The 7000-nt window shown below is 66.0% G+C and carries 7 protein-coding genes; 2 read left to right on the top strand and 5 right to left on the bottom strand.

The genetic code is table 11. The features are described from left to right. Positions 1-344 precede the first annotated feature (344 nt). From VE25_RS12015 to VE25_RS12005, 3 genes are all read right to left on the bottom strand, one after another. Complete coding sequence (locus tag VE25_RS12015) at positions 345-638, bottom strand: HigA family addiction module antitoxin (RefSeq protein ID WP_046108876.1); 294 nt, start codon at positions 636-638, stop codon at positions 345-347. A 10-nt stretch (positions 639-648) separates the two neighbouring features. Next, positions 649-930: a type II toxin-antitoxin system RelE/ParE family toxin gene (locus tag VE25_RS12010; RefSeq protein ID WP_046108871.1), complete on the bottom strand. Its 282-nt coding sequence runs from the start codon at positions 928-930 to the stop codon at positions 649-651. Positions 931-1077: 147 nt separating this feature from the next. Beyond that, the gene (locus VE25_RS12005) at positions 1078-2538 is read right to left on the bottom strand and encodes an alpha-glucosidase/alpha-galactosidase (RefSeq protein WP_046108870.1); all 1461 of its coding nucleotides are present in this window, start codon (positions 2536-2538) and stop codon (positions 1078-1080) included. Positions 2539-2765: 227 nt separating this feature from the next. Here VE25_RS12005 and VE25_RS12000 point away from each other — a divergent pair, with 227 nt between their 5' ends. Then, a complete protein-coding gene (locus VE25_RS12000; RefSeq protein ID WP_046108869.1) occupies positions 2766-3638 on the top strand; it encodes a helix-turn-helix domain-containing protein in 873 nt (290 codons plus the stop codon). Between the two features lie 294 nt (positions 3639-3932). Next, positions 3933-4964 carry an aldo/keto reductase gene (locus tag VE25_RS11995; protein WP_046108868.1) on the top strand — a complete coding sequence of 344 codons (1032 nt, stop codon included), beginning with the start codon at positions 3933-3935 and terminating at the stop codon, positions 4962-4964. Here the strand turns inward: VE25_RS11995 and VE25_RS11990 are convergent. Next, positions 4961-5884 carry an ABC transporter ATP-binding protein gene (locus VE25_RS11990; protein ID WP_046108867.1) on the bottom strand — a complete coding sequence of 308 codons (924 nt, stop codon included), beginning with the start codon at positions 5882-5884 and terminating at the stop codon, positions 4961-4963. The genes VE25_RS11995 and VE25_RS11990 overlap by 4 nt on opposite strands. Further along, the gene (locus VE25_RS11985) at positions 5881-6915 is read right to left on the bottom strand and encodes an ABC transporter ATP-binding protein (protein ID WP_046108866.1); all 1035 of its coding nucleotides are present in this window, start codon (positions 6913-6915) and stop codon (positions 5881-5883) included. The genes VE25_RS11990 and VE25_RS11985 overlap by 4 nt, the downstream gene beginning before the upstream one ends. Positions 6916-7000: the final 85 nt, after the last annotated feature.

The following is a 7000-nucleotide window of genomic DNA, read 5'->3' as shown; positions in this document are numbered from 1 at the left end:
GCGATCCACCCCGCCGTCCCTCCGCCCACGATGACGAAATGTGCCGGTTTCCCCATGACTTGTCCTCTTCCCCGTAGGTGAGGCTATGGCGTCGGAAAGGGGCCGGCAAGGGCAGAATTCCTGCCCCACCACCGGCTGTCATCCCGGCGAAAAGCCGGGATCCAGTACACGCCGGAAAAGCGGCTCTCGCACTGTCATTCCACCCCCCACGATGTCACCCTGGCGAAGGCCGGGGCCCATCCTGAGATGCCATCACCGCCGCAAGATGTGTGAACGGGCCAGCACAGGCCTGACCGTCCCTCCAGCGCGATTGATGTGTTCCCCGGCCTTCGCCGGAATGACGTTTAGGCTGCGTGAGGTCGCACTGTTTCGGCGATCTGCGCACCCACCGCGTCGCGGGCGGTCTCAAGATCATAAGTCGCCTGCATGCCCATCCAGAACTCGGCGCTTGTGCCGAAATACTGCGCAAGCCGGAGCGCGGTATCGGGCGAGATCGCACGCTTGCCGTTGACGATTTCGCTGATGCGGATTTGTGGCACCTGTAGGGCCTTGGCCAAAGCGTACTGGCTCAATCCCATCGGCTTGAGGAAATCCTCCAGCAGAACTTCGCCGGGATGTGTCGGAGCAAAATCAGCCATGGATCGCATCTCAATGATAATCCACGATCTCGACGTCGTGGGCATCGCCATTTTGCCATCGGAAGCAGATCCGCCATTGATCGTTGATGCGGATGCTGTGCTGCCCCTTCCTGCTTCCTGCCAGCGCCTCCAGCCGATTGCCAGGCGGCGCCCGCAGGTCGTTGAGGTCGCGAGCATTGTGAAGCTGCGTGAGCTTCCGGTGGGCAACCTTCATGATGTCGTCCGGGACGCCCTTGATGAAGCGGCGTTGCCATGCGGCTTCAGCCGCCGCGTTCCGGAACGACTTGATCATAACGCAATGCTAACGCATCGCGTATGCTGATGCAACGCGATAGTATATCGATACCTCCCCGCAGAGCGGTTATTGCGCCCACCCCACGCCGGCCTCCTCCCCTTGATGGGGAGACCAGGAAGGAGTGACACGATACCCGCGGCTGACCTACGAAGCCTTGCGCGCCGCCGCCACCTCGCGGAGCTCCTCGACGCTCCTCACGCGCTTCCTCGCCGCGCCTTCCCACTCCCGGGTCTTGACCGTCGATTTGGCGATCCGTTCCTTGGCCGCAGGGAGCGCGTCGGCGTACTGCGGCAGCCACTTGGCCTGCGCCACCACCATCTCGTCGACCATCGCCCACACCTCCTCGGGCGTGCAGATGGCGCCGACCAGCGGGTCGTGCAGCACGGCGAGCTTGAGCATGTCGAGGTCTCCGCTGACCGCCGCCTCGACGCTCATGCGCTGCACCGAGACCGAGGCCGAGCAGGTCGCCGCACACGCGATTGGCAGCTCGATGCCTTCCACCATGTTGATGCCGAAGCGGTCGACGAATCCGGGGCTCTCGATGATCGCATCGTCCGGCAGGTTGCGGATGATGCCGTTGTTGGGCACGTTGAAGTGCCCGCGATAGACCCGGCCCGTCTCGATCGCCTCGATGATCCACGAAGCGTGCTCGCTGGTGCGCTTGTGCTCGGAAAGTGGCTTGCCCGCGTCGTTGAGGAACTTCGGGAAGTCCGTCTCGAACCAGTTGCGCTGCTCCGTGGTGTGGCGCAGGTACCCGCCCGTTTCGCCATGGATCCAGTCGGAAAGGTCGATCCAGCGGTCGAGTTCCTCCGGCCGCTTGCGGTACCACGGCAGGTACTCGGAAAGGTGCCCGTTGGACTCGGTCGAATAATAGCCGAAGCGCTTCAGCACATCGATGCGCACCTTCTCCTGGCGCGAATAGACCGGATGCGCCTCGAACCCGGCGATGAGCTCGTCCTTGCCGACCGGCCGGCCCTTGGCCTTGATGTCGATGTACCAGGTCTGGTGGTTGATGCCGGAGCAGATGTAGTCGAGCTCGGAGAGCTCGATGCCCAGCACCTTCGCGATCTGCTCGGCCCCGTGCTGCACGCCGTGGCAGAGGCCGATCGTCTCGACACCGCCGTACTTGTTGGCCGCCCAGGTGTTCATCGCCATGGGGTTGGCGTAGTTGAGGAAGCGCGCACCGGGCTCGGCGACCTCGCGGATGTCCTTGCAGAAGTCGAGGATCACCGGGATGTTCCGCTGGCCGTAGAGGATGCCGCCTGCGCAAATGGTATCGCCCACGCACTGGTCGACGCCGTATTTCAGCGGGATGTTGATGTCGGTGGCGAACGCTTCGACCCCGCCGACCCGCACGCAGCTCATGATGTAGCGCGCGCCCGCCAACGCCGCCCGCCGGTCGGTGGTGGCGGTCACTCTGGCCGGCAGGTTGTTGACCGAGACGATCTTCTCGATGATCTGGCGGATCATGTCGAGGTTGTGCTCGTTGATGTCGGTCAGCGCGATCTCGATGTCGGCGAATTCCGGCACCTTCAACAGATCCGACACCAGCCTTTTGGTGAAGCCGACCGAGCCGGCCCCGATGATGGCGATCTTGAACGACATGGGGTGATTCCTCCTCGAATGAGCCTGACAGGCACTCCCGCCTTCATCTCCGCAGGGTCATCTCCGCGAAAGCGGGACCTCCGGCCATCCGGATGAGCTAGACAGAGGTTCCCGCCCTTGCGGGAATGACCCTGTGGCGGTGGCGCCATGGAGCGGTCACGTTGCATTTCTCTACCCCGCCACCCCCTTCCGGTGTAGAGAAACCTTATGCCAACGCGGGTAGTTTTGTGCTCAAAGACCTGATCGCCTACGGCCATCGCGTGCGCGTGCTGGATCTGCCGCGCGCGCCCGTGCCGCTTCATGCCATGGCCATCAGCGCCGGCTACGAGCAGCGCGCCAACGAAGTCTATTCCTGGGATGGGCTGCAGCGCGGCAACGCGCCGTTCCTCGTCGTCCAGCATACGCTCGCCGGCCGTGGCCGGCTCGACTTCGCCGGCACCGCGCATGTCCTCACCCCCGGCAAGACCATGCTCCTGAGCCTGCCCCACGCCCACCGCTATTGGCTGGAGCGCGGGCAGAGCTGGGAGTATTTCTGGATGGTCCTCAACGGACGCGAGGCCCTGCGCCTCGCCCGCGAAGCGATCGACGCCGCCGGTCCCGTGTTGACGCCCTCGCAGGCCGTCGTCGACCGTCTCGCGGCCGCCTGCCTCACGCTCATCGAGCGTCCCGACATCCAGCCGGGCGAAGCCTCGGCCGCCACCTATGCCGCGCTCGCCGCCCTCTATGACGCTGCGTTCTCGGGTCCCCGCGCCCCGCGTCCGGAGCTGCCGGTCGCCATCGGCCGCGCCATCGCCTATGTCGAGGAAAACCTCGCCCGTCCGGTCAACGTCGAGCGAATGGCCTCGGTGGCGCAGATGAGCCGCGCCCATTTCGTGCGCCAGTTCACCGCCGCCGCCGGCATCGCGCCCTCGGCTTTCCTCTTCGAACGCCGCATCGAACGCGTCGAACGCCTGCTGCTCGCCACCGACATGAGCGTCTCCGCCATCGCCGCCGCCACCGGCTTCGCCAACGCCAACTACCTCGCCAAGGCCTTCCGCCGCGTCCACGGCCTCGCCCCGCTGGAGTACCGCACCCAGGCAAGGAACGCGGTGGGCGCGTAGGGGAGGAAGAAGAGCGTGAGGGAAGGGAGCGTGAGGGGAGGGCAGGGCACCATGTCGCCCCACCCACCACCTGTCATCCGCCGGGGTGACATCGCGGAAAGGGAAGAGCTCGGTGCACCACACCACCCGCCCCACCTTGCCCGCCACCCCCATCCGTGCTTGTATGGTAGCGCGCATTTCAGCGCCCCATTTCCATCAGCGCAATCCCGCTCGCCAACACATCCAAGCTGTGCCGAACTCTCGGCAACGGGCCTTCGGGGATATGCGCCGTTCGCATCGTGAGGGAGAAGACCCATGGAATACCGCAGACTCGGCAACAGCGGCGCGGTGGTCACCGCCTATTGCCTCGGCACCATGACCTTCGGCAACGAGGCCGACGAGGCGACCTCTTTCCAGATCATGGACGACTACGCGGCCGCCGGCGGCAACTTCCTCGATACGGCCAACGTCTATTCGGCCGGCGTCTCCGAGGAGATCGTCGGGCGCTGGCTGAAGGCCCGTCCGACCGAGGCGACGCAGATGATCGTCGCGACCAAGGGGCGCTTTCCCATGGGCAAGGGTCCTAACGACCTCGGCCTTTCCCGCCGCAACCTCACCCATGCGCTGGACGCCTCGCTCAAGCGTCTCGGCGTCGAGCAGATCGACCTCTACCAGATGCACGGCTACGACGCGCTGACGCCGCTCGAGGAAACCATGCGCTTCCTCGACGACAGCGTCAGCAACGGCAAGATCGCCTATTTCGGCTTCTCCAACTTCCTCGGCTGGCACATCGCCAAGGCCGCCGGAATTGCAAGGCTCGAGGGCTACGCCATGCCCGTCACCCTGCAGCCGCAGTACAACCTGCTCGTGCGCGACATCGAGCATGAGATCGTGCTTGCCTGCCAGGATGTCGGCATGGGCCTCTTGCCCTGGTCGCCGCTTGCCGGCGGGTGGCTGTCGGGCAAGTACCAGCGCGACCAGCTGCCGACCGGCGCAACCCGCCTCGGCGAGAACCCCAAGCGCGGCATGGAAGCATGGGAAGCGCGCAACGCCCGCGAGCGTACCTGGGCCGTCATCGACACCGTGCGCGAGATCGCCACGGCCCGCGGCGCCTCGATGGCGCAGGTCGCGCTCGCCTGGGTCGCCGCCCAGCCGGCCGTCACCTCCGTTATCCTGGGCGCGCGCACCCGCGAGCAGCTCGCCGACAACATGGCCGCCGACGGCCTGAAGCTCACCCCCGAGGAAATCGCGCGCCTCGGCGACGTCAGCAAGCCGCAGATGGACGACTACCCCTACGGCGCCGGCGGCATCAACCAGCGCCACAGGAAGATCGAAGGGGGCCGCTAGGCCCCCTCGTAGACCCGCACCAGCCGCCCGTCCGGCCTTTCGGCGAGGCGGCTGCGTTCGGCGCCGGCCAGCGCCGAGGCCGTGCGCACCATCTCCGCGTCGGTCGCGAGCTTGCCCGCCCCCGCGTCCTCGGTCGACAGCACTGAGGCCTTCAGCAGCCGGGAGTAGGGGTGCTCCGGGTTCTCCAGAACCGTGCGCGCATCGCCCATCTCCACGATCCGCCCCTTCTGCATGATGATGATGCGGTTGGAGATGTAGTAGGCCGTCGCCAGGTCGTGGGTGATGTAGATCACGCTGACCCCGAAATCGTCGCGCAGCGCCTTGAGGAGGTTGACGATCGCCATGCGTAGCGACGCATCGACCATCGACACCGGCTCGTCGGCGATCAAGAGCGGCGGGTTGGGGATCAGCGCCCGCGCGATGGCGCAGCGCTGCAATTGCCCGCCCGAGAGCTCGTGTGGAAACCGCCCGCGCACCTCGGCAAGGGAGAGCCCCACCTTCACCAGCGCCTCGTCCATCGCCCTGTCGATGGCTTTCAGATCGCTGAGCTTGAGGAAGCGCCGCGCCGTCGAGGCGAGGTATCGGTCGATGCGCTTTAACGGATTGAACGCCTCGAACGGGTTCTGGAACACCGGCTGCACGTTGCCCATGAACGCCAGCCGCTCCCGCCGGCCGACCCGGTGGCTCACCGTCTTGTCGCGGAACCTGATCTCCCCGCTCGTCGGCAATTCCAGCCCGAGGATCATGCGCGCGAGCGTCGTCTTGCCCGATCCGCTCTCGCCGATGATGGTGAAGATCTCGGGCCTGTCGGCCTCGAGCGTAAAGCTCGCGTCCTCGACCGCGCGCACCTGGTGGCGCGACAGCAGTCCGCCCATCGAGAAGACCTTGGAAACGTTGCTGACCTCGAGCAGCGCGCTCATGCGATGGCCTCCTGCCCGTTGGCCCTGTGCACGTGGTCGAGGGGCTTGACGTCCTGCCAGCGCCAGCAGGCGGTGCGGTGGTCCTTGCCGATGGTCTCGAGCGGGGGCACCTCGCGCCGGCACTTGTCGACGGCCAGCGGGCAGCGCGGATGGAACCGGCACCCCTGCGGCGGGTCGGCAAGGCTTGGCGGGCGTCCTTCGAGAGCCGGGCGCTGGCTGGTGTCGCCGATGCGCGGCAGGCTGGCGACCAGGTGCGCGGTGTAGGGGTGCTTGGGCGCAAAGAACATCTCGCGCGTCGGCCCTTCCTCCACCAGCCGGCCGGCATAGATGATGCCGACCCGGTCGGCGACGTTGGCGTGCACGCTCATGTCGTGGGTGACGAAGATCACCGCTGCGCCCATCTCCTTCTGGATGTCGCGGATCAGCTGCAGCACCTCCTTCTGCACCACCACGTCGAGAGCCGTCGTCGGCTCGTCGGCGATGATGAACTCGGGGTGGCAGACGGTGGCCAGCCCGATGGTCACGCGCTGGCGCATGCCGCCGGAAAGCTCGTGCGGATAGGCGTTGAGCACGTTCGGCGAGAGCTTCAGCTTGGCAAGGTGCGTGACCACCCGCTCGCGGAAGGCCCTGCCCGAGAGCCCGAGCGGGCGCGCGGCGAAATCCTCGAAGGTCCGCCCGATCCTCCGCACGGGATTGAGCACGCTCATCGAGCCCTGCATGATGTAGGACAGGTGCTTCCAGCGGATGGCTTCGATCTCGGCCTCGCTTGCGGTGGTGATATCGATGGGCTTGCCGTTGAAGTCGTATTTCACCGAGCCGTTGATCACCCGGAAGGGCGGCCGGATGGCGGCGGCGAGCACCTTGATGAAGCTCGTCTTGCCCGACGAGCTCTCCCCGGCGATGCCGTAGACCTCGTTCTTGCGCACCGTCATGGTGATGTCGTCGACGGCCCGAACCTCGCGCTCGATGCCGAAGTAGTTCATCTGGTAGTAGGCCTTGAGGTCCTCGACCTTGAGGATGTCCTGGGTCATGCGGCGGCCTCTTTAGTCATACCATGTTCCCCACCCCTCGATGTCATCCCGGCGAAAGCCGGGATCCAGTACACGCCGGCTCGGT

The sequence above is a fragment of the Devosia geojensis genome (assembly GCF_000969415.1).
GTDB lineage: Bacteria > Pseudomonadota > Alphaproteobacteria > Rhizobiales > Devosiaceae > Devosia > Devosia geojensis.
The sequence above is the reverse complement of the archived record's forward strand: the minus strand, read 5'-3'. Positions and strand labels throughout refer to the sequence as shown.

Excerpts from the sequence above, each read along its gene's own strand:
- VE25_RS11990 (WP_046108867.1), bottom strand. The coding sequence starts at position 5,884 with ATGAGCGCGCTGCTCGAGGTCAGCAACGTTTCCAAGGTCTTCTCGATG.
- VE25_RS12005 (WP_046108870.1), bottom strand. The coding sequence starts at position 2,538 with ATGTCGTTCAAGATCGCCATCATCGGGGCCGGCTCGGTCGGCTTCACC.
- VE25_RS11985 (WP_046108866.1), bottom strand. The coding sequence starts at position 6,915 with ATGACCCAGGACATCCTCAAGGTCGAGGACCTCAAGGCCTACTACCAG.
- VE25_RS12010 (WP_046108871.1), bottom strand. The coding sequence starts at position 930 with ATGATCAAGTCGTTCCGGAACGCGGCGGCTGAAGCCGCATGGCAACGC.
- VE25_RS11995 (WP_046108868.1), top strand. The coding sequence starts at position 3,933 with ATGGAATACCGCAGACTCGGCAACAGCGGCGCGGTGGTCACCGCCTAT.
- VE25_RS12015 (WP_046108876.1), bottom strand. The coding sequence starts at position 638 with ATGGCTGATTTTGCTCCGACACATCCCGGCGAAGTTCTGCTGGAGGAT.